The sequence below is a fragment of the Sphingobium psychrophilum genome (genome assembly GCF_012927105.1).
GTDB classification, from domain to species: Bacteria; Pseudomonadota; Alphaproteobacteria; order Sphingomonadales; family Sphingomonadaceae; genus Sphingobium; species Sphingobium psychrophilum.
Genome location: NZ_JABBFV010000022.1, coordinates 35,148 through 53,253, shown reverse-complemented (window position 1 = coordinate 53,253; position 18,106 = coordinate 35,148). Strand labels below are relative to the sequence as shown.

Below are 18,106 nucleotides of genomic sequence, written 5' to 3'. Positions count from 1 at the left end.
TCCGTGCCGGGCGAATCCATTCTGGCCGGTAGCGCACGCACGCTCGACCTGTGGCCCATCGGCAATTGCCAGGCATCCGCACTGATCGACCGCATGGGCCGCATGGTGTGGGCGTGCGTCCCGCGCGTCGATGGCGACCCGGTCTTTTCCGCCCTGTTGGATGACAAGGCATGGGATGATCCGCAGGCAGGGGGTTTCTGGGCGATCGAGCTGGAAAATTGCGTCGCCGTCGAACAACATTATATCCGCAACACCCCTATTTTAGTGACCCGCCAGAGCGATGCGCAGGGCAATGCGATCGAGATCATCGATTTCTGCCCACGGCATAAACATAAGGGTCGTATCTACCGCCCGGTGGCGTTCATCCGCATCGTGCGGCCGGTGGCCGGCTCCCCCCGCATCCGGGTGAAGTTGCGCCCGACCACCGCCTGGAACGCGGAAAAAGTGCCGGTCAGTTACGGTTCCAACCATATCCGGATGATCCTGTCCTATATGGCCATGCGGATATCGACCAATGCCCCCATCGGCCTGATCGCGCAGGAAAGCTGGTTCCGACTGGAGCAGGACGCGCATTTCTTCATGGGACCGGATGAAGGCTTTTCCGATGCGCTGCGCCCGGCGATCGAGCGGATGCTGGACGATACCATCAACGAATGGCAGCTTTGGGTGCGCGGCCTCGCTATCCCGGCCGAATGGCAAGAAGCCGTGATCCGATCCGCCATCACGCTCAAGCTATGCCAGCATGAGGAAACCGGCGCGATCGTCGCCGCGCTCACTACGTCCATCCCCGAACATGCGAACAGTGGGCGCAACTGGGACTATCGCTACTGCTGGGTGCGCGACGCTTATTATACGGTCGAAGCCCTGAACCGTCTGGGCGCGCTCGACGTGCTGGAAAGCTATCTCGTCTATCTGCGCAACATCGTCGATGGCGCGAAGGGCGGGCACATCCAGCCGCTTTATGATGTCCGTGGTAATGCGACGCTGACCGAATGGGAAGCCGAGCAACTGCCGGGCTATCGCGGCATGGGGCCGGTGCGCGTGGGCAACGCCGCCTATGAACAGATCCAACATGACGCCTATGGCCAGATCGTGCTGTCATCCGTGCAGGGTTTCATCGACCAACGTCTGCTGCGCATGGCCGGCCACGCCGATTTCGAGGCGCTGGAGGTCGTGGGTGAACGCGCCTGGGCCGTCTATGACCAGCCGGACGCGGGCCTGTGGGAGCTCCGTACCCGCGCCCATGTGCATAGCTATAGCGCGGTGATGTGCTGGGCGGCGTGCGATCGCCTGGCCCATGCCGCCACCGCGTTAGACCTGCCATTACGGTCAGCCCATTGGCAAAACCGTGCGGACACGATGAAGGCGCGCATTTTGGATGCCGCATGGCGCTCCGACAGCAAGGCGATCTCCGCCAATTTCGAGGATGATTCACGCGATGCGTCGCTCCTGCAACTACTCGACCTGCGCTTCCTGACGGCAGACGATCCAATGTTCATCGGCACGCTGGCGGCGCTGGAAGCCGACCTGCGGCGTGGCAACGACATGCTGCGCTACAGCGCGCCCGATGATTTCGGCGAGCCGGTGACGGCGTTCAACGTCTGCACATTCTGGCTGATCGAAGCGCTGCATCGCACCGGCCGGACCGAAGAGGCGCGCGCCTTGTTCGAGGAAATGCTATCCCGCCGCACCGCCGCGGGCCTGCTGTCCGAGGATATCGACCCCGCAACCGGGGAATTATGGGGCAATTATCCCCAGACATACTCATTGGTCGGCATCATCAATTGCGCCGTCTTGCTGAGCAAACCATGGAGCGTCATGCGATGAGCCGCCTTATCGTCATATCGAACCGGGTCAGTCGCCCCAGCAAGTCGGGCAATCAGGGAGGCCTCGCCGTCGCATTGTCGCAAGCCTTGCGCGAAAGCCGGGGCATCTGGGTCGGCTGGTCGGGCGAGGTCACCGACAATTTCACCGGCCATATCGGCTTTGCCGAGGATGAAGGCGTCAAGACCGCGACGATCGACCTGGAAGAACAGGATGTCGACGAATATTATAATGGCTATGCCAACAAGACGCTGTGGCCGCTCTTTCATTTCCGCATCGACCTGGCCGAATATGCCCGCGATTTCGAGGGCGGCTATAATCGCGTCAACAAGCGCTTCGCCGACACTGCGGCTCCGCTGATCGAGCCTGAAGACGTCATATGGGTCCATGACTATCATATGATCCCGCTGGGCCAGATGCTGCGCGACAAGGGGCTGAACAATCGGATAGGCTTTTTTCTGCATATTCCTTGGCCGCCGACCCGGCTGCTGGTGTCGCTGCCCCATCACAGCAAGCTGGTCAGCACGCTGTTTGCCTATGATGTCGTGGGTTTCCATACCGAGGAATGGCTCGAATCCTTCCGCCATTATGTCGAACGGGAAATGGGCGGGACCGTCGATGGCGACTTCGTCACCGTGGGCGATCGTACCATCCAGGCGGTCGCCTGCCCGATCGGCATCAATGCCAAGGAGTTTGCAGAAGCCGCCGAGAGTGAGCAGGCGCAGGACATGCTGACCCTGGTCCGGGCATCGTTGCAGGACCGGTCGATGATCGTCGGGGTCGATCGGCTGGATTACAGCAAAGGGCTGGAGGAGCGGTTCAACGGCTATGCCCGCTTCCTGAAGGACCATCCCGAACATCATCGCAAGCTGTTGCTGACCCAGATCGCGCCACCGTCGCGCGGCGAGGTAGAAAGCTACCAGCAGATCCGCGCGACATTGGATTCGCTCGCAGGACGGATCAACGGCGAATATAGCGACGTCGACTGGACCCCGATCCGCTACGTCAACCAGGGCTATCCGCGCGACAAGCTGGCTGGCATCTATCGCGCGGCAAAGATCGGGCTGGTGACGCCATTGCGCGACGGCATGAACCTGGTGGCGAAGGAATATGTCGCGGCCCAAGACCCCGAAGATCCTGGCGTGCTGATCCTCTCCCGATTCGCCGGGGCGGCGATGCAGCTCAAGGACGCGCTGCTGATCAACCCCTACAGCCCGGAAGAGATGTCCGACGCGATCCTGCGCGCGCTGGCCATGCCGCTGGATGAGCGCAAACGGCGCTGGCGCGCGATGATGGACAGTGTGGAGGGGCAAGACATTAGCTGGTGGCGGCAATGCTTCACCGGACGATTGATGGCGGTCGATCGCGACACGGCACGGGTTGAGCCGGAGACAACAGCAGGTTAACGCTGTCGCCGATGACAGAGGATGACGACGAACCCCGCGGCCTGATCGCCGCTATGCGCGCCCGATCGGGTGTCATCATCGCGGCCGTAGGCATGGTGGCCTGGGCCGCGTTGCTGTGGGCGATGTTCGGGGATGTGCTGTAGATTGCAATAGCGCGCGGATTTCCGCTTGAGCATCGTTGAACATCGGGCAGACTTGTCAGTGGGCCATGCCGGCCCGGAAAGGCGCCCATGTTCGATCGTCGCAGTTTCCTAGGTTCCGCCACAGCCGCTTCCCTCGCCTCACCCGCCGCCGCGCAGGCGCTCAAGGCTGTGCCCTTACCCGCCGCAGGCCTGTATGGCCGGGATGAGGATGCCTATTGGAAGGCGCTGCGCGCGCAATTCCTGATCCCCGCCGATGTCGTGAACCTGAATGTCGGCACGGTCGGCTCCTCCCCCCGCCCGGTGCTCAAAGCCATTTTCGACGGGTTCGAGCAGACCGAGCAGATGACGCAGGCGGGATCGGAAGATTATCCGATCTGGGGCTATGGATCGTGGGAGGCCTATCGCAAGCCCTTCGCCGACTTCATGGGCGCGCAGGTCGACCAGATGGCGATCCTGCGCAACTGCACCGAGGCGAACAGCTACGTCGCTAATGGCTTCGACATGAAGGCCGGCGACGAGGTGCTGATGAGCGACGAGGAACATGGGTCGGGCGAAATGCCGTGGCTGCTGCGATCCCGCCGCTATGGCGTGGTTGTAAAGACATTCGCCATGCCCAAGCCGCCCAAGGATGCGGCGGCAATATTGAACCGGATCAACGATGCGATCACCCCAAAGACGCGGATCATCTTCGTCAGCCATATCAGTACGGCCACGGGCGTCGTTCTGCCGGCCAAGGAGATTGCCGCGCTGGCCCGGTCGAAGGGGATCGTGTCCGCCTTTGACGGCGCCCATGCGCCGGGCATGATAAAGGTCGATCTCAACGATATAGGCTGCGATCTTTACACCGGATCGATGCACAAATGGCTGTTCGCGACGAAGGGAACGGGTTTCCTCTACTTGCGCGACGAAAGCGTGATGGACCGGGTGTGGAGCACGATCGCGACCGGCGGCTATGACGATCCGGCGCGCAAGGCGGACCGCTATATGCAGATCGGTTCCTCCTGCATCCCCACCTTGATGGGACTGAACGCCGCGATCGGTCTGGCCAACAGCATCGGCATGGACCGGATCGAGGCGCGCAATCGCCTGTTGGCCGACTATATCCATGGCGAGATGGTGAAGCGCGGGGCGGAAAGCTGGACCTCCCCTGACCCGACGCTGCGTGGGGCTATCGCCACCGTCAATGTCCCGCCGGTGCAGCGCATGGAATTGCAGGATTGGCTGTGGACCAACCATAAGGTTCGCATCCGCGGCGGCAACCCCAGCAAGCTTCGGCTGGCGACCCCCTATTTCCTGAGCAAGGCGGATATCGACCGTTTCCTGGGGCTGTTCGACGAGTTTCGGAAGATGAAGGGCGCGTGATGCGCGCGCTTGGAGAACGCATGGAATTGCACGCCTTTCAACTTTGCTCTATGGGCGGCCCAAGCAGCCCCGGCACCCGCTGATCCTCAACGATTCGCGATTGCCGGGGCGCAGTGTTTTCTAAGACAAGTCAGGAACGCGCATGGCCCGTCGCCGCCAGATTTACGAAGGCAAGGCAAAGATCCTTTACGAAGGTCCTGAGCCAGGTACGATCATCCAATATTTCAAGGATGACGCCACGGCCTTCAATGCCCAGAAAAAGGGTACGATTTCCGGCAAGGGCGTTCTGAACAACCGGATTTCCGAGCATATCTTCACCCTGCTCGGCCAGATCGGTGTCCCGACCCACTTCATCCGCCGCCTCAACATGCGCGAACAGTTGGTCCGCCAGGTCGAAATCATCCCGATCGAGGTCGTGGTGCGCAACGTCGCCGCCGGATCGCTCAGCAAGAAGCTGGGCATCGAGGAAGGCACGCAGCTGCCGCGCACGCTGATCGAATATTGCTACAAGGACGATGCGCTCGGCGACCCGCTGATCTCCGAAGAGCATATCGCCTGCTTCGGCTGGGCGACGCAGGACGAGATGCACGACATTGCCGACATGGCGATCCGCATCAATGATTTCATGTGCGGGCTGTTTGCTGGCATCGGCATCCGCCTGGTCGATTTCAAGCTGGAATTCGGCCGGCTTTATGACGGCGAATATAGCCGCGTCATCCTGGCCGACGAAATCAGCCCGGATGGCTGCCGCCTTTGGGACATGGTGACCAACGAGAAGCTGGACAAGGATCGCTTCCGTCGCGATCTGGGTGGCGAAGTCGAAGCCTATCAAGAGGTTGCGCGCCGTCTTGGCCTGCTGCCCGAAGGACTGGACACCACCGTCCTCGACCTCGACACGCATCGCAAGAAGCGCGAGAAGGAAGAAGGCTGATCCTTCGCCCTGAACGAACAAACCCGGCGAAGGCATCAGGCTTTCGTCGGGTTTTTCGTGTCAGGCGATCAGCGCGTCGGCCATCAGTTTGATACCCAGCAGCACCATCAGCGCGTAGATGAGCGTGTAGAAACGCGCCGGATCGACCCGCCGGACCAGAGCCACGCCGGCGAAGGTCGATAGGATCGCCACCGGCGCCAGCATCGCCGTCGCCATCAGATTGGCGTGGGTAAACTGCCCCAGCGCGGCATAGGCGGGCAGTTTCATCCAGTTCATCGCGGCAAAGGCGAGCGCGGTGGTCCCCACCAGCATGTCGCGGGGCAACCGCTTGGGCAGCACCCACATCTGGAAGGGCGGCGACCCGGCATGGGCGATATGGCTGGTGAAACCGCTGCCGATGCCGAACAGGAAGCCGACCCAGCCAGGCGAGTCCGACGGCAGCACCACGGCCTTGCCTCGCTCGATCCACAGGCGTTGCAACCCAAACAGCACGGAGATGCCGCCAAGTACGCCCAGCACCGCCGTTTCCGACACCTGCGCCGCGAACAGATAGCCAAGGCCGATTCCGACCGCCGCGCCCGGCAGCATGACCTTTAGGATGTGGCCATCCCAGCTGTGGCGATAGACCCAGACGCTGACGACGTCCTGCAGGATCAGGATCGGCAGCAGGATGGCCGCCCCGCGCACGGGATCGACGGCGAGCGCCAGCACCGGCATGGCGAGCGCGCCGATCCCGGCGAAACCGCCCTTGGCCAGCCCGGCGAGGCTGACGGCGATGATGGCGCAGACATAATAGAATGTATCGGGGTTCATCCTCGTCGCTTAGGGGATGCGCGCGGGGATGAGAATGGGAGATTTACCGGCACGGGGGTGCCATCAATGATTGGCGCGATAGCCGATCAGCAGGCCGAAACTGAAGGTTGCGAGCAGCGCGAGTTGGACCTTGCCGTGTGGATCATCATATCCCACGATCTGCTGTCCCCATGCGAACAGCCCGACAAACATAGCCAGCGCCAGCCCGGACATCGTCCCGCACGTCCCCCAAAATCATCCAATCACAGTAGCGTAATGGTCGCTACCAAAGTCATAATGGCTTGCCTACGCGCCGCGCCGCGCTTAGGGGGTGCGGCAAAGTTCGGCCGTGCGGAATCGCGCGGCGCCAGTCGATTCCAAGGAGTCCGCGTCCCATGAAAGCCCGCATCTTCGTCACTCTCAAGGGCGGTGTCCTCGACCCCCAGGGCCGGGCCATCCACCATGCGCTCGACGGGCTGGGCTTTGGCGGCGTCAATGACGTGCGCGCCGGCAAGCTCATTGAACTGGACCTGGCCGACGACACCAGCGACGAGGATATCGACGCCATGTGCCGCAAGCTGCTGGCTAATACGGTGATCGAAAACTACCGCATCGAAAAGGTAGCCTGAGCCATGAAGAGCGCCGTCATCGTCTTTCCGGGCAGCAATTGCGACCGCGACCTGGCGGTGGCGTTCGAGGCTGCGACCGGTCAGAAGCCCGCCATGGTGTGGCATCGTGACACGGACCTGCCCGACGGCATCGACCTGATCGGCGTGCCGGGCGGGTTTTCCTACGGCGATTATCTGCGGTCCGGCGCGATGGCCGCCCGTTCGCCGGTGATGCAGGCGGTGGCTAAGGCCGCGGAGCGCGGAGCGTTCGTACTGGGCATCTGCAACGGTTTCCAGGTGCTGACCGAAAGCGGCCTGCTGCCCGGCGCGCTGCTGCGCAATGCCGGCGGCCATTTCGTGTGCCGCGACGTCGCCCTGACGGTCGAGAATGCGCAGAGCGCCTTCACCAGCCGCTATGCTGCGGGCGAGGCGATCCGCTATCCGGTGGCGCATCATGACGGCAATTATTTCGCCGACGATGCGACGCTCGACCGGTTGGAAGGGGAAGGCCGCGTGGCGCTGCGCTATGCGGAAAGCGTCAACGGGTCGGCGCGCAACATTGCCGGCATCCTGAACGATGCAGGCAATGTGCTGGGCATGATGCCGCATCCAGAGCGCGTGATCGAGCCGGCCCATGGCGCGACCGATGGCAAGCGGCTGTTCCAGGGCCTGGTCGAAGGGCTGATGGCACGGGCATAAGCCGCCCCGTACCGATCGTGCCATGAAAACAGCGCCTCCCTATGGGATGGCGCTGTTTTCATTGTAAGGCAGTAAGGGACTTCGACAGGCTCAGGCCGAACGGATTTTGAGAGTGGTCATCACCCGCCGCGGTGATAGTCGTAGTCCATCGCCCGGCCTTGCTGTTTGGTCAGGATGGCGCCGACGATCGCGCCGCCGCTGCGTCGCAGCCGTTCGACCGCCGCGCGCAGGCCGCCATGATGGTTGCGGCCCCATTCGACCACCAGCAGACTGGCTTGCGCCTTGGCCGCCAGCAGGGGCGCGTCGGCGATCCCCAAGATCGGGGGCGCATCGATCAGCACCGTATCGTAGCGGTCGCGCACGCCAGCGAGCAGCCCGTCCAGCGCCGGGGTCGACAGCAGTTCCGACGGATTGGGCGGCAGCGTGCCGCAGGGCAGCAGCGCCACGCCGGTAACGCCGGTGTCCACGATCACATCCTGCGCCGTAGCCTGACCGGTCAGAACTTCGCTGATGCCGCGCGTGGGCGACAGGCGGAAGAGGCGATGCTGCACCGGCCGACGCATGTCGCCATCGACCACCAGCACCGACTTGCCCAAACCCGCCAGCGCCAGCGCCAGCGCGTGCAGGGTGAGCGACTTGCCCTCCCCTTCCTGCGCGCTGGTCACCAGGATAGATTTTGGCAGGCCTTCGGCCGACGCCAGCAGCAGCGACGCGGCGATCGGGGTGAAGATGTCGGGCGGCTGAGGATTGTCGCCGGTAACCGGCACCGCGCCGAGCAAAGGCAGTCCGACTCGTTCCGCCAGCGTATCGGCGGAGGTCACGGCGTCGTCGAACATATGCCGCGCCGCCACCAGCAGCAGACCCAGCGCCAGCCCACCGAGCGACGCCAGCAGCAAGGTCACGCCGATCCGAGGCGAAAAGGGCCGCGTCGGCACCGCCGCGCGATCGAGCGGCTGGATGCGGCCAGCCTGGAAACCCGCCTGCGACGCCATGTCGCGATAGCGCTGCAGCAGGCTGTCGTGCAGCATCCTGTAGGTATCGACCGAGCGTTCCATGATGCCCATCTGGACATCGCGGCCTTGCTCCACCTGGGCCTGTTGTTCGAGCTGCGCGATTTCCCTGGCGATCTGATCCTCGCCGCGCACCGCAACGATATATTGCTCGCGTAGCGACGCACGGATCGTGTTGGCCATCGAATCGGCCTGCTCGTCCAGCGCCGCCAGCTTCGCCCGTGCTTCCCGCATTTCGGGATGCGCGTCCTTGCGGAACTGCCGTTCCTCGGCCACCGCCGCGCGAGCCTGTGCCCGATCTGCCATGATCTGCTGCATCGCGCCGTTGCCCAGCACTTCGGGCAGCGTGTCGGCATTGGCGCGCCGCGCGCTTTCCCAGCGTTTCTGGGCCGTGATACGATCGGCCGCGGCCTGCGCGCGGAAGGCGTTGAGTTGCGTCAATCGTGTCGCCACCGATCCGTCGGGGGCGGCAGGTTTGACGGGCTTGCTCTCTTCTCCTGGCTGGGCCGGTGTGCCGGTGCGCGCGGCATAGACGGCCATGTCCCGCTCGGCTCGCGCCAGATCGTTGCGCGCGCCGTCCAGTTCGCCCAGCAGGAAGCGGCGCGCCTGCACCCCGGATTCGAAGCCGCGCTTCAAATCGGCGCGGATCAGGCTGTCGGCATAGCTGTTGGCCACGCGCGCCGAGAGCACCGGATCGGCGCTGACGAAGCTGATGCGCAGCACCCGCGACTTGCCGGGCAGTTCGACCTCCAGATTGTCGCGCAGCAGCCGCACGACCATGTCCTGCTCCACTTGGCGCTGCGACAATGTGCCGACGCCCTCTGGCGGGCGGACTTCGTCCATGCCGCTGAAGAAGGTCGGCGTGCCGACCAGCGACAGATCCCGCGCAACATCCTCCGCCAGCGCCCGGCTGCGCAAAACCTCCAATTCGGTCTGCATCAGCGTTTCGGTGTCGTTGGCCGAGCCCGAGCGCTGGGCAGCGGCAGAACCGGCCGCTCCGGCAGGCACATCCTCCACCTCCACCGAGGCGGTGGCGCGATAATCAGGCGTCGATGTCAGGATGAAGAACGCGCCGGCCAGCAGGCAGAGCGCCATGGTGACGAACAGAATGACGCGGTGGCGGCGAAGCACCAGCCAGCAGCGTTGCGCGGCGGCGGACAGGCGAGCGCTGAACCCTTCGCCGTTGCTGTCGGTGTCATCACGCATCGGGAAAGCAGGAAGACCCATCAGTGATTTCCGTCCAGCGCGATAAAGCCGGTGGCGAGCGCAGGCAAGGCCAGCAGCGTGCCGCCCACTATCGCCTTGGCCCGCGACAGGCCGACGATGACCAGGTCGCCCGGCAGGATTTCAGGATCAGGCGCGCGCCCCTTGCGAATGGCGGCCAGATCGAACAGAGCGGCCTGCCGCTGGCCGTCCAGTTGGCGTATGACGACCACCTGATTGAGGCCGGCAAGCCGGGTCGGCCCCTTCGCCAGGGCCACGGCCTGCAACAGGGTCAACCGCCCCTCGACCGGATAGAGGCCGGGTTCACGCACTTCGCCATCCAGCGTGACGCGGCGTCCCACCGCCTTCTTCACGAACAACGTGACCTGCGGCGACACCAGATAGCGTTCGCCCAGCCGCCCGGCGATGACATCGCCCGCCTCGCCAGCGGTCAGGCCCGCGACCGAAACGTCGCCGATCAGCGGCATCCGGATCATACCCGCCGCCGTGACCTGCGCATCTTCCAGCGACAGGCCAGGTTCGTGATAGACCTGGATGCGCAGCACATCGTCGGGCGCGATGCGATAATCCATCCCGATCGCCGGCGGTGGCGGGATCGCCGCATAGGCGGCCTCGCCCCGCGGCGCATCCTCCACGGTCGCGCACGCCCCCAGCAGCCCGCAGACGGCCAACGCCGCAATCGATCGGTTGATGCTGTTTCCGCGCTTCATCCGCGCTCCCGCCCCGTCTTAACCCAGATGAGGCCGGGGGTTAACGGCGCGGCACGGTGATGGCAACCACGGACGGGACGGGCCGAATAGGCCCGGTGACTGTTAAACGGCGAGGCGGTCGGGTGCCGGCTGCGCCAGACGGCGCGGCTGATCGGGCCAGATTCCGCGCGTGTCATAGACAGCCTTGCCGGCGCGTTCATCGACGGGGACAGATTTGAACATGTCATGATCGACTAGAATGACGAAAACGCCACATTGTTCCAGTGCCGTATCGAGATCGATCAGTTCGGCCCCCGTTCCGGCAAATTCCATTGGCAGCGCCTGGGCATAGGGTTCGACCAGCTTGATGCGGCGGCCATAGCGCCGCGCCAGTCGCGCCGCGACCTTCACCGCGGGGCTTTCGCGGAAATCGTCGATATTCGCCTTGAAGGCGAGGCCGAGGCAGGCGACGTCTTCGCCAGCAAAGGCATCGATCATGTCCGACGCCTTCGCCACGACATAATCGGTCTTGCCGTCATTCACTTCACGCGCCGTGCGGATGATGCGGGCATTTTCCGGATCGCCATGGACAATGAACCAGGGATCGACGGCGATGCAATGCCCGCCGACGCCGGGACCGGGCGAGAGGATATTGACACGCGGATGACGGTTGGCGAGGCGGATGACCTCCCACACGTCGATGTCCATATTCTCCGCGATCACCGACAATTCATTGGCGAAGGCGATATTGACGTCGCGAAAGCTGTTTTCGACCAGCTTGACCATTTCGGCAGCGCGGGCGGTGGTGGTGATGCAGGCACCCCGCACGAACTGGCGGTAGAAGCCCAGCGCCTTGCGCGCGCAACGGGGCGTGATGCCGCCGATGCAGCGATCATTGTCGATCAGTTCGACCAGGATGCGGCCTGGCAGAACCCGCTCCGGGCAATAAGCGATCGCGATATCACCCTGCGTCCCTTGCCCCGGCATTTTGAGATCGGGACGGATGGTCCCGATGACGTCGCGCATCGCTTCGGTCGTGCCAACGGGCGAGGTGGATTCAAGGATCACCGTATCGCCGGCCTTGAGCACCGGGGCGATGGTGCGTGCGGCTTTGAGGACGTAAGAGATATCGGGCGCGCGATCTTCCGATACCGGGGTCGGCACGGCGATGATGAAGACGTCGCTTTCCTCGACCTCCAGGCTGGCGCGCAGGTTGCCGCGGGCGACCACGCCCTGCACCAGGCCATCCAGGTCGACTTCCTCGATATGGACGCGGCCGCTATTGACCGTTTCGACCACATGGGCGCTGACGTCGACGCCCACCACCTGCGCGCCGCCACGCGCGATCAGCGCGGCGGTCGGCAGGCCGATATAGCCAAGGCCAATGACGGAAACCTTCTGCTTTGCGTCGACGGGCATGAGGCGGACAATCCTTCAAACGGTGAATTTGCCCGCTTTTGTGCCCGGAAATGCTGAAGATTTCGGTAACGCTCCGCCCGCCTCGGTCTAACCCCTAGCGATAGCGCGGCAAAGGCTGGCGCGCCATGTGCATGGGCGAGCGGACGACGGGCGTGGTGATGATCTTGGTCTTCATCAATGTGCGGATGCGATCGGCGCCATCGGGATTGAGCAGCACGACGCGGGTGCCGCCCGACGTCAGCGGCTCAATGGTCGAAATGGCGATGGCGTGGCGGGCGCACAGCGCAGTCACATCATCCAGCGGCGCATTTAGATTGATGGCGCGGCTCATGCGGACGGCCTCGTAAGATTGAGAATTGTGTTGGCGCGAATCGATAAGGTCATGAGACAGGCTCCTTGCATGGCAAGCGGGAGCGCGATCTGTCTCTCGGTCGTAGCGAATGCTTGCGGGCAGGTTTCGCGGCGATGCCGTCCGTTAGCAGATGGCGGCCGGAACGTCGCCGCTTTTATTCCGACGGGACCGCGTCCGCGCCAATCACCGCGGCGATTCGCGCCGCCGCCTGGCCGTCGCCGAATGGATTATGCGCCCGCGCCATCGCCTGATAGGCGTCCTCATCGTCCAACAACGCCAGCACCTCACGCACGATGCGCTCCCGGTCCGCGCCGACCAGCCTGGCGGTTCCCGCATCGACACCTTCGGGGCGCTCGGTCGTTTCGCGCATCACCAGCACCGGCTTGCCGAGAGAGGGCGCTTCCTCCTGTACGCCGCCGCTGTCGGTTAGCACCAGATGGCACATGTCGAGCAGGCGGACGAAATGAGGATAGTCGAGCGGATCGATCATCGCGACATTGGGCAGGTCGCCGAGTACGGCGTCCATCACCGGCCGGACATTGGGATTGGGGTGAACGGGGAAGATCACCGCCACGTCGGGGCGCGCCGCGATATCGGCGATCGACTGCGCGATCGCCTCCATCCCGCCGCCGAAATTCTCGCGCCTATGGCTGGTGACGGCGACGATTCGCTTGCCCGCAAAGCGCGCGGCCAGATCATCCAGGCCGCTGGCCAGCGCCGGCTCCGCCATCAGCCGATCGCGGGTGGCAAGCAGCGCGTCGATTACGGTGTTGCCGGTGATGTGGATGCTGGCGGCGTCCCGGCTTTCGCGCAACAGCGCATTGGCCGCCGCCTGGGTCGGCGCGAAATTCATGTCGGCGATGCAGGCGACGACGCGGCGGTTCACTTCCTCTGGCCATGGATGATGGATGTCGCCGCTGCGCAGGCCAGCCTCGACGTGGGCGACCGGGATCTTGCGATAATAGGCGGCCAAACTGGCGACCATGGTGGTCAGCGTATCGCCATGGACGACGATGCGGTCGGGCTTTTCCGCGTCAAACGCCTTGCCCAGTTCGACGATCAGCTTGGCCGTCAGCCCGTCCAGCGTCTGGTTGGGGACCATCACGTCCAGGTCGATGTCCGGTACGATCCCGGCAATGTCCAGCACCTGGTCCAACAAGCCGCGATGCTGCGCGGTCACGATGACGCGCGTTTCCACCCCCGGCTGCGCGCGCAACGCATGGATGACCGGGAACATCTTGATCGCTTCGGGCCGCGTCCCGAACACCAGCGCTACTTTCACATTTGCTCCTTCGCCTGCCGCTACCTGCCTGCCGCTCCGCCCAGCATGTCGCAGAAATTGGTAACCAGCGGCTGAACGCCATGACAAATTCACCGCTGCAATGCAGCGAATTGAAATATACGCGGACGATGATACAGCCGCTTTTAGTCACCACGCCTTCGGAGCTGAATAGTCCATGAAAATCACGATGATCGGCACGGGCTATGTTGGACTTGTGTCAGGGGCCTGTTTTGCGGATTTCGGTCATGACGTGGTGTGCGTGGACAAGGATGCCGGCAAGATCGCGGCGATCGAGTCCGGGCGGATGCCGATTTTCGAGCCGGGGCTGGACAAGCTGGTGGGCGATAATGCCGCATCGGGCCGGCTGACCTTCACCACCGACCTGGACGCTGGCGTCAAGGGCGCCGAAGCGATCTTCATCGCGGTCGGCACGCCTTCGCGCCGGGGCGACGGCCATGCGGACCTGAGCTATGTCTATGCCGCCGTCAGGGAAATCGTGGAAGCGCTGGATGCGCCCGCGGTGATCGTGACCAAATCGACCGTTCCCGTGGGCACCGGCGACGAAGTCGAGCGGATCGCGCGTGAATTGAAGCCTGACCTCGACATTCAGGTCGTGTCCAACCCCGAATTTCTGCGCGAAGGCGCGGCCATCGGCGATTTCAAGCGGCCCGACCGCGTCGTCGTGGGCACCACCGGTTCGGAACGCGCGATTGCGGTGATGAGCCAGGTTTACCGTCCGCTCAACCTCAACCAGGCGCCGTTGATGTTCACCGGACGTCGCACCGCCGAACTGATCAAATATGCTGCCAACGCTTTCCTCGCGACCAAGATCACCTTCATCAACGAGATGGCGGATCTGTGCGAAGCGGTCGGCGCAGAGGTGCAGGACGTGGCCCGCGGCATCGGCCTCGACAATCGCATCGGAGCCAAGTTCCTGCATGCAGGGCCAGGCTATGGCGGCTCCTGCTTCCCCAAGGACACGCTGGCGCTGGTCAAGACCGGCCAGGATTATGACGCTCCGATCCGCATCGTCGAAACGGTGGTGCAGGTCAACGACCTGCGCAAGCGGGCGATGGGCCGTAAGATCGTCAAGGCGATGGGCGGCGACGCCCGCGGCAAGACGATCGCGCTGCTGGGCCTGACCTTCAAGCCCAACACCGACGACATGCGCGACGCGCCCAGCCTGGCCATCGTCCAGGCGCTGGAAGACGCCGGCGCGAGGATCGTCGCTTATGATCCCGAAGGCATGGAGATCGCCGCGCCGATGATGCCCAAGGTGGTCATGGCCAAGGACGCCTATGAGGCCGCCGACGGTGCCGATGCGGTCGTGCTGATCACCGAATGGGACATCTTCCGCGCTCTAGATTTGAAGCGCCTGGCGGCTGCAATGACAGGTACGGCGCTGATCGACCTGCGCAACATATATCCCGCAGGCGAGATCGAAGCCGCCGGCCTCGACCTCTCTCGCGTCGGTGGATAAGCATAAGACGGGGCATCCTGACGACGCCCCGCCTTCTCTGAATCGCTGGCCGCGCCTGCATCATTGGCTGATCGCGGCGGCCACGCTTTTCATAATGGGGATCGCCGTCCCGCTCTTCGCCGCCTTCATCTGAAGCGGCGGCAGCGGATCAGGCCTTGATCTTCCAGCCGCGCTTGAGCAGCGTGTAGCACAGCCCGCCCAATATCAGGTTCAGGCCCAGCAGCACGCTACTACCTACCACGACATTGGTGTCCGCCGCCGCGACGAAGCCGTAGCGGAAGCCGGAAATGATGTAGAAGAACGGGTTGGCGTGGCTGATCGCCTGGAAAATGGGGGGCAGCCGATCAATCGAATAGAATGTCCCCGACAGCAGCGCCAGCGGCCCGATCACGAAATTGGTGATCGCCGCGCCATGATCGAATTTGTCCGCCCAGATCGACGTCAGCACACCCAGGAAAGCGATGAAGCTGGTGCCGAGAAGGCCGAACCAGGCGACCGCCCACAGATGCGCGGGCGTGACATGGACGCCGGGCCACAAGGCCATGGCCAGCCATAGGGCGAAGCCGACGAACATCGCGCGCGTCACCGAGGAAGCGACCAAGGCGAACAGCAATTCACCCACCGCGATCGGCGGCATCAGATAATCGACCAGCGTGCCCTGTACCTTGCCCACCATCAGCGCGAAGCTGGCATTGGCGAAGCAGGCGTTGATCATGCCCATGATGATGAGGCCCGGCGCGATGAAATCGGCGAAAGCCACGGCTTCACCGCGTAGCAGCACGGTCCGCCCGCTGCCCCCCAGCGCGACGATGAAGATCACAAGGAACATCAGTGTCGTGATCGCCGGCGCCCAGACGGTCTGGAGTTGGACCTTCAGGAAGCGCCGCACTTCCTTGGCGTAAAGCGCCCAGGTGCCGGCCCAGTTGATGTTGCGAATCTGCGGCACGCCCGGTTCGGGGAATGGCGGCCGTACCGCGGGCGCGGCGTGAATTTTGGGCTGGTCGTTCATGGTTGGATCGACTATCGGCTGGTCCGTTATGCTGCAAGGGGGAAGATCCAAGGATTTGAACCTGCGGCGCGGCTTCCCATATAGGAAGCCATAGAAGATTTGTGAGGAGTTTTTCATTGTCCTGGACCGACGAGCGTATCGACCAGCTCAAGGGTATGTGGGAACGCGGCCTGACCGCCAGCCAGATCGCCGATGAACTCGGCGGGGTCAGCCGCAACGCGGTGATCGGCAAGGCGCATCGCCTGGGCCTGCAATCCCGTCCTTCGCCGGTGAAGGCGAACGAGACGCCCAAAAAGGCTACTGCCCCTGCGCCGCGCAAACCCGCGCCCGCCGCGGATGTAGAAGCGCCGCGCGCCGCCGCACCGGCCGTGTCTGCCCCGGCACCTGTCCGTGCGCCCGTCGCCGCGCCGGCAGCCCCTGCGGCACCGGCTCCCGCCGCGGCAGCCGCGACCGACGCACCGCCCCCGCCGCCTCAGCCCCGCATCATTTCAGTCGGCCCCGGCGGCTTCCTGCGCCAGGGTCCGGGTGACCAGCAGGCACCGATCCCGCCCGCGCCGCCACGCCGCCTGGTGCCGGCCAAGCCGAGCGCGGAGATTGCGGACAAGACGACGCTGCTCGACCTGACCGAGCGGATCTGCAAATGGCCGATGGGGCATCCGGGCGAACCCGACTTCCATTTCTGCGGCGAGCAGGTGAATCCCGGCTTCCCCTATTGCGTCGAGCATTGCGGTCGCGCCTATCAGGCGCAGTTGCCGCGCGGCACGCGCCGTCCGCCCCCGCCGCTGCCTTTCGGTGGCCCACGGGTCCGCTAACACTTCACGCCAGACGCGAAAAAGGCCCGGTTTCCATATGGAAACCGGGCCTTTTTCGTAGTCGCTGCAATCAGAAGCGGAAGCTGGTGGTTACCATCACGCTCTGGGTGTCGAATTTGTCGCCACGGTTCATGCTGGCGCCGCCCGACGGGGTGATGCGGAACGGATTGGTCGCCGGTGCCGTGCCTGCGCCGACATCGACGCGATAGTCGCCGACATTATAGCGGGTCCACAGATAGCGTGCGCCGACCGAGAAATTATCCGATACCTTGGCTTCAATGCCGCCGCCCATCGTGTAGCCCCAGCCATCTTCCTTGCGGTCGAATTGTGTGAAGCTGTTGGCGCCGTTGCTGGTGGCGAAGCTGTTCTTCACCTTCGCATAGGCAAGGCCGCCGGTGATGTAGGGCATAATGCCGCCGGGGGTGGTGTAGCCCAGGCGGGCGCGCAGGTTGGCGTTATAATTAATCCGCCGGGTCATGGTGTAGAAAGCAGGCGTGGTCGAATATTCGGTCACGCTATCGCTGATATAGGCCTTGCCCGCTTCGGCGACGACGCCCGCAACGATGCTGCCGAACTGCCGGTCATAGCCGACATGGCCCATCCAGCCGATCGCATCCTTGTCATCGTCGCAGCCAGCAACCGGGGTTGACCCGCGTGAGGCACCGCCACAAGTGCCCGGCGAAAAGGCATTGGCACCGGTCGTAGTGCGGATAACATCATTATAGTCGCCATTAGCGTCGGTATCGAAACGTAGATGTTCGCCCTGGTCGCTTTTCTGCCAGTTGTAGCCGAACGATCCACCAATATAGGGGCCGGACCAATCGACGGCACCACTGTCCTGCGCCATGGCGGGAGCGCCAATGGCAAATGCGAGCGCAGCGCCCAGCGGCGCGATTAATGTGAGCTTCAAGATAATGTCTCCTCCTTATACGGAGAGCCCATCTCCGCATTCCCGCCGCTAACGACTGACATTGGATTTTTGTTGCACTGCCCTTTGTGACATATCGTTTCTGTCCCGACATGGCTCGGCGCTTGCGCCCGCCGCGCGCCCGCTTATAGCTTGT

General features: G+C 63.7%; 18 protein-coding genes. 9 read left to right on the top strand and 9 right to left on the bottom strand.

Annotated features, from left to right (window positions below; genetic code table 11):
• Positions 1–48: 48 nt before the first annotated feature.
• From HHL08_RS21030 to purC, 5 genes are all read left to right on the top strand, one after another.
• On the top strand, positions 49–1,827 hold the full coding sequence (locus HHL08_RS21030) for a glycoside hydrolase family 15 protein (protein ID WP_268932744.1): 1,779 nt from the start codon (positions 49–51) through the stop codon (positions 1,825–1,827).
• Positions 1,824–3,230, top strand: coding sequence for an alpha,alpha-trehalose-phosphate synthase (UDP-forming) (otsA, locus tag HHL08_RS21025; protein WP_169574917.1), 1,407 nt, complete (start codon positions 1,824–1,826; stop codon positions 3,228–3,230). Before HHL08_RS21030 ends, otsA begins: the two co-directional genes overlap by 4 nt.
• A gap of 11 nt (positions 3,231–3,241) precedes the next feature.
• The gene (locus HHL08_RS26000; protein WP_254913722.1) at positions 3,242–3,373 is read left to right on the top strand and encodes a hypothetical protein; all 132 of its coding nucleotides are present in this window, start codon (positions 3,242–3,244) and stop codon (positions 3,371–3,373) included.
• Between the two features lie 87 nt (positions 3,374–3,460).
• Positions 3,461–4,735, top strand: a complete 1,275-nt coding sequence (locus tag HHL08_RS21020; RefSeq protein WP_169574916.1) for an aminotransferase class V-fold PLP-dependent enzyme — start codon at positions 3,461–3,463, stop codon at positions 4,733–4,735.
• Positions 4,736–4,877: 142 nt separating this feature from the next.
• Complete coding sequence (gene purC, locus HHL08_RS21015) at positions 4,878–5,666, top strand: phosphoribosylaminoimidazolesuccinocarboxamide synthase (protein WP_169574915.1); 789 nt, start codon at positions 4,878–4,880, stop codon at positions 5,664–5,666.
• 60 nt (positions 5,667–5,726) lie between these two features.
• Here purC and HHL08_RS21010 read toward each other — a convergent pair whose 3' ends face one another.
• Together HHL08_RS21010 and HHL08_RS21005 are read right to left on the bottom strand one after the other, a co-directional pair.
• Complete coding sequence (locus tag HHL08_RS21010) at positions 5,727–6,479, bottom strand: sulfite exporter TauE/SafE family protein (protein ID WP_169574914.1); 753 nt, start codon at positions 6,477–6,479, stop codon at positions 5,727–5,729.
• A 63-nt stretch (positions 6,480–6,542) separates the two neighbouring features.
• Positions 6,543–6,692, bottom strand: coding sequence for a hypothetical protein (locus tag HHL08_RS21005; RefSeq protein WP_169574913.1), 150 nt, complete (start codon positions 6,690–6,692; stop codon positions 6,543–6,545).
• A 161-nt stretch (positions 6,693–6,853) separates the two neighbouring features.
• Here HHL08_RS21005 and purS point away from each other — a divergent pair, with 161 nt between their 5' ends.
• The gene (purS, locus tag HHL08_RS21000; RefSeq protein ID WP_088182756.1) at positions 6,854–7,087 is read left to right on the top strand and encodes a phosphoribosylformylglycinamidine synthase subunit PurS; all 234 of its coding nucleotides are present in this window, start codon (positions 6,854–6,856) and stop codon (positions 7,085–7,087) included.
• Positions 7,088–7,090: 3 nt separating this feature from the next.
• Positions 7,091–7,765, top strand: a complete 675-nt coding sequence (gene purQ, locus HHL08_RS20995) for a phosphoribosylformylglycinamidine synthase subunit PurQ (RefSeq protein WP_169574912.1) — start codon at positions 7,091–7,093, stop codon at positions 7,763–7,765.
• 119 nt (positions 7,766–7,884) lie between these two features.
• On the opposite strand, the gene HHL08_RS20990 is transcribed toward purQ, so the two are convergent.
• The 5 genes from HHL08_RS20990 to wecB all read right to left on the bottom strand — a co-directional run bounded on the left by HHL08_RS20990 (position 7,885) and on the right by wecB (position 13,741).
• Positions 7,885–10,002, bottom strand: a complete 2,118-nt coding sequence (locus HHL08_RS20990; RefSeq protein ID WP_408021797.1) for a GumC family protein — start codon at positions 10,000–10,002, stop codon at positions 7,885–7,887.
• Entirely contained in the window at positions 10,002–10,709 is a 708-nt protein-coding gene (locus HHL08_RS20985; protein WP_169574911.1) for a polysaccharide biosynthesis/export family protein, read from the bottom strand. The genes HHL08_RS20990 and HHL08_RS20985 overlap by 1 nt, the downstream gene beginning before the upstream one ends.
• Positions 10,710–10,811: 102 nt before the next feature.
• A complete protein-coding gene (gene wecC, locus HHL08_RS20980) occupies positions 10,812–12,107 on the bottom strand; it encodes a UDP-N-acetyl-D-mannosamine dehydrogenase (protein WP_169574910.1) in 1,296 nt (431 codons plus the stop codon).
• A gap of 94 nt (positions 12,108–12,201) precedes the next feature.
• The gene (locus tag HHL08_RS20975; RefSeq protein ID WP_129926133.1) at positions 12,202–12,438 is read right to left on the bottom strand and encodes a hypothetical protein; all 237 of its coding nucleotides are present in this window, start codon (positions 12,436–12,438) and stop codon (positions 12,202–12,204) included.
• Between the two features lie 175 nt (positions 12,439–12,613).
• The gene (wecB, locus tag HHL08_RS20970) at positions 12,614–13,741 is read right to left on the bottom strand and encodes a non-hydrolyzing UDP-N-acetylglucosamine 2-epimerase (RefSeq protein WP_169574909.1); all 1,128 of its coding nucleotides are present in this window, start codon (positions 13,739–13,741) and stop codon (positions 12,614–12,616) included.
• A 175-nt stretch (positions 13,742–13,916) separates the two neighbouring features.
• Between wecB and HHL08_RS20965 the strand changes: the two genes are divergently transcribed.
• Complete coding sequence (locus tag HHL08_RS20965) at positions 13,917–15,221, top strand: UDP-glucose dehydrogenase family protein (protein WP_169574908.1); 1,305 nt, start codon at positions 13,917–13,919, stop codon at positions 15,219–15,221.
• Between the two features lie 148 nt (positions 15,222–15,369).
• Here the strand turns inward: HHL08_RS20965 and HHL08_RS20960 are convergent, their stop codons facing one another.
• The gene (locus HHL08_RS20960; protein ID WP_169574907.1) at positions 15,370–16,230 is read right to left on the bottom strand and encodes an ABC transporter permease; all 861 of its coding nucleotides are present in this window, start codon (positions 16,228–16,230) and stop codon (positions 15,370–15,372) included.
• Positions 16,231–16,346: 116 nt separating this feature from the next.
• Here HHL08_RS20960 and HHL08_RS20955 point away from each other — a divergent pair, with 116 nt between their 5' ends.
• Positions 16,347–17,042 (top strand): GcrA family cell cycle regulator, encoded by a 696-nt coding sequence (locus HHL08_RS20955; protein ID WP_169574906.1) that lies wholly within the window; start codon positions 16,347–16,349, stop codon positions 17,040–17,042.
• A 70-nt stretch (positions 17,043–17,112) separates the two neighbouring features.
• Here the strand turns inward: HHL08_RS20955 and HHL08_RS20950 are convergent, their stop codons facing one another.
• A complete protein-coding gene (locus HHL08_RS20950) occupies positions 17,113–17,952 on the bottom strand; it encodes an outer membrane protein (RefSeq protein ID WP_169574905.1) in 840 nt (279 codons plus the stop codon).
• Between the last annotated feature and the right edge of the window lie 154 nt (positions 17,953–18,106).

What these genes read in the sequence shown, in the direction of transcription:
- otsA (WP_169574917.1), top strand. Translation starts at nt 1,824, where the DNA reads ATGAGCCGCCTTATCGTCATATCGAACCGGGTCAGTCGCCCCAGCAAG.
- HHL08_RS26000 (WP_254913722.1), top strand. Translation starts at nt 3,242, where the DNA reads ATGACAGAGGATGACGACGAACCCCGCGGCCTGATCGCCGCTATGCGC.
- HHL08_RS21020 (WP_169574916.1), top strand. Translation starts at nt 3,461, where the DNA reads ATGTTCGATCGTCGCAGTTTCCTAGGTTCCGCCACAGCCGCTTCCCTC.
- purC (WP_169574915.1), top strand. Translation starts at nt 4,878, where the DNA reads ATGGCCCGTCGCCGCCAGATTTACGAAGGCAAGGCAAAGATCCTTTAC.
- HHL08_RS21010 (WP_169574914.1), bottom strand. Translation starts at nt 6,479, where the DNA reads ATGAACCCCGATACATTCTATTATGTCTGCGCCATCATCGCCGTCAGC.
- HHL08_RS21005 (WP_169574913.1), bottom strand. Translation starts at nt 6,692, where the DNA reads ATGTCCGGGCTGGCGCTGGCTATGTTTGTCGGGCTGTTCGCATGGGGA.
- purS (WP_088182756.1), top strand. Translation starts at nt 6,854, where the DNA reads ATGAAAGCCCGCATCTTCGTCACTCTCAAGGGCGGTGTCCTCGACCCC.
- purQ (WP_169574912.1), top strand. Translation starts at nt 7,091, where the DNA reads ATGAAGAGCGCCGTCATCGTCTTTCCGGGCAGCAATTGCGACCGCGAC.
- HHL08_RS20990 (WP_408021797.1), bottom strand. Translation starts at nt 10,002, where the DNA reads ATGGGTCTTCCTGCTTTCCCGATGCGTGATGACACCGACAGCAACGGC.
- HHL08_RS20985 (WP_169574911.1), bottom strand. Translation starts at nt 10,709, where the DNA reads ATGAAGCGCGGAAACAGCATCAACCGATCGATTGCGGCGTTGGCCGTC.
- wecC (WP_169574910.1), bottom strand. Translation starts at nt 12,107, where the DNA reads ATGCCCGTCGACGCAAAGCAGAAGGTTTCCGTCATTGGCCTTGGCTAT.
- HHL08_RS20975 (WP_129926133.1), bottom strand. Translation starts at nt 12,438, where the DNA reads ATGAGCCGCGCCATCAATCTAAATGCGCCGCTGGATGATGTGACTGCG.
- HHL08_RS20965 (WP_169574908.1), top strand. Translation starts at nt 13,917, where the DNA reads ATGAAAATCACGATGATCGGCACGGGCTATGTTGGACTTGTGTCAGGG.
- HHL08_RS20960 (WP_169574907.1), bottom strand. Translation starts at nt 16,230, where the DNA reads ATGAACGACCAGCCCAAAATTCACGCCGCGCCCGCGGTACGGCCGCCA.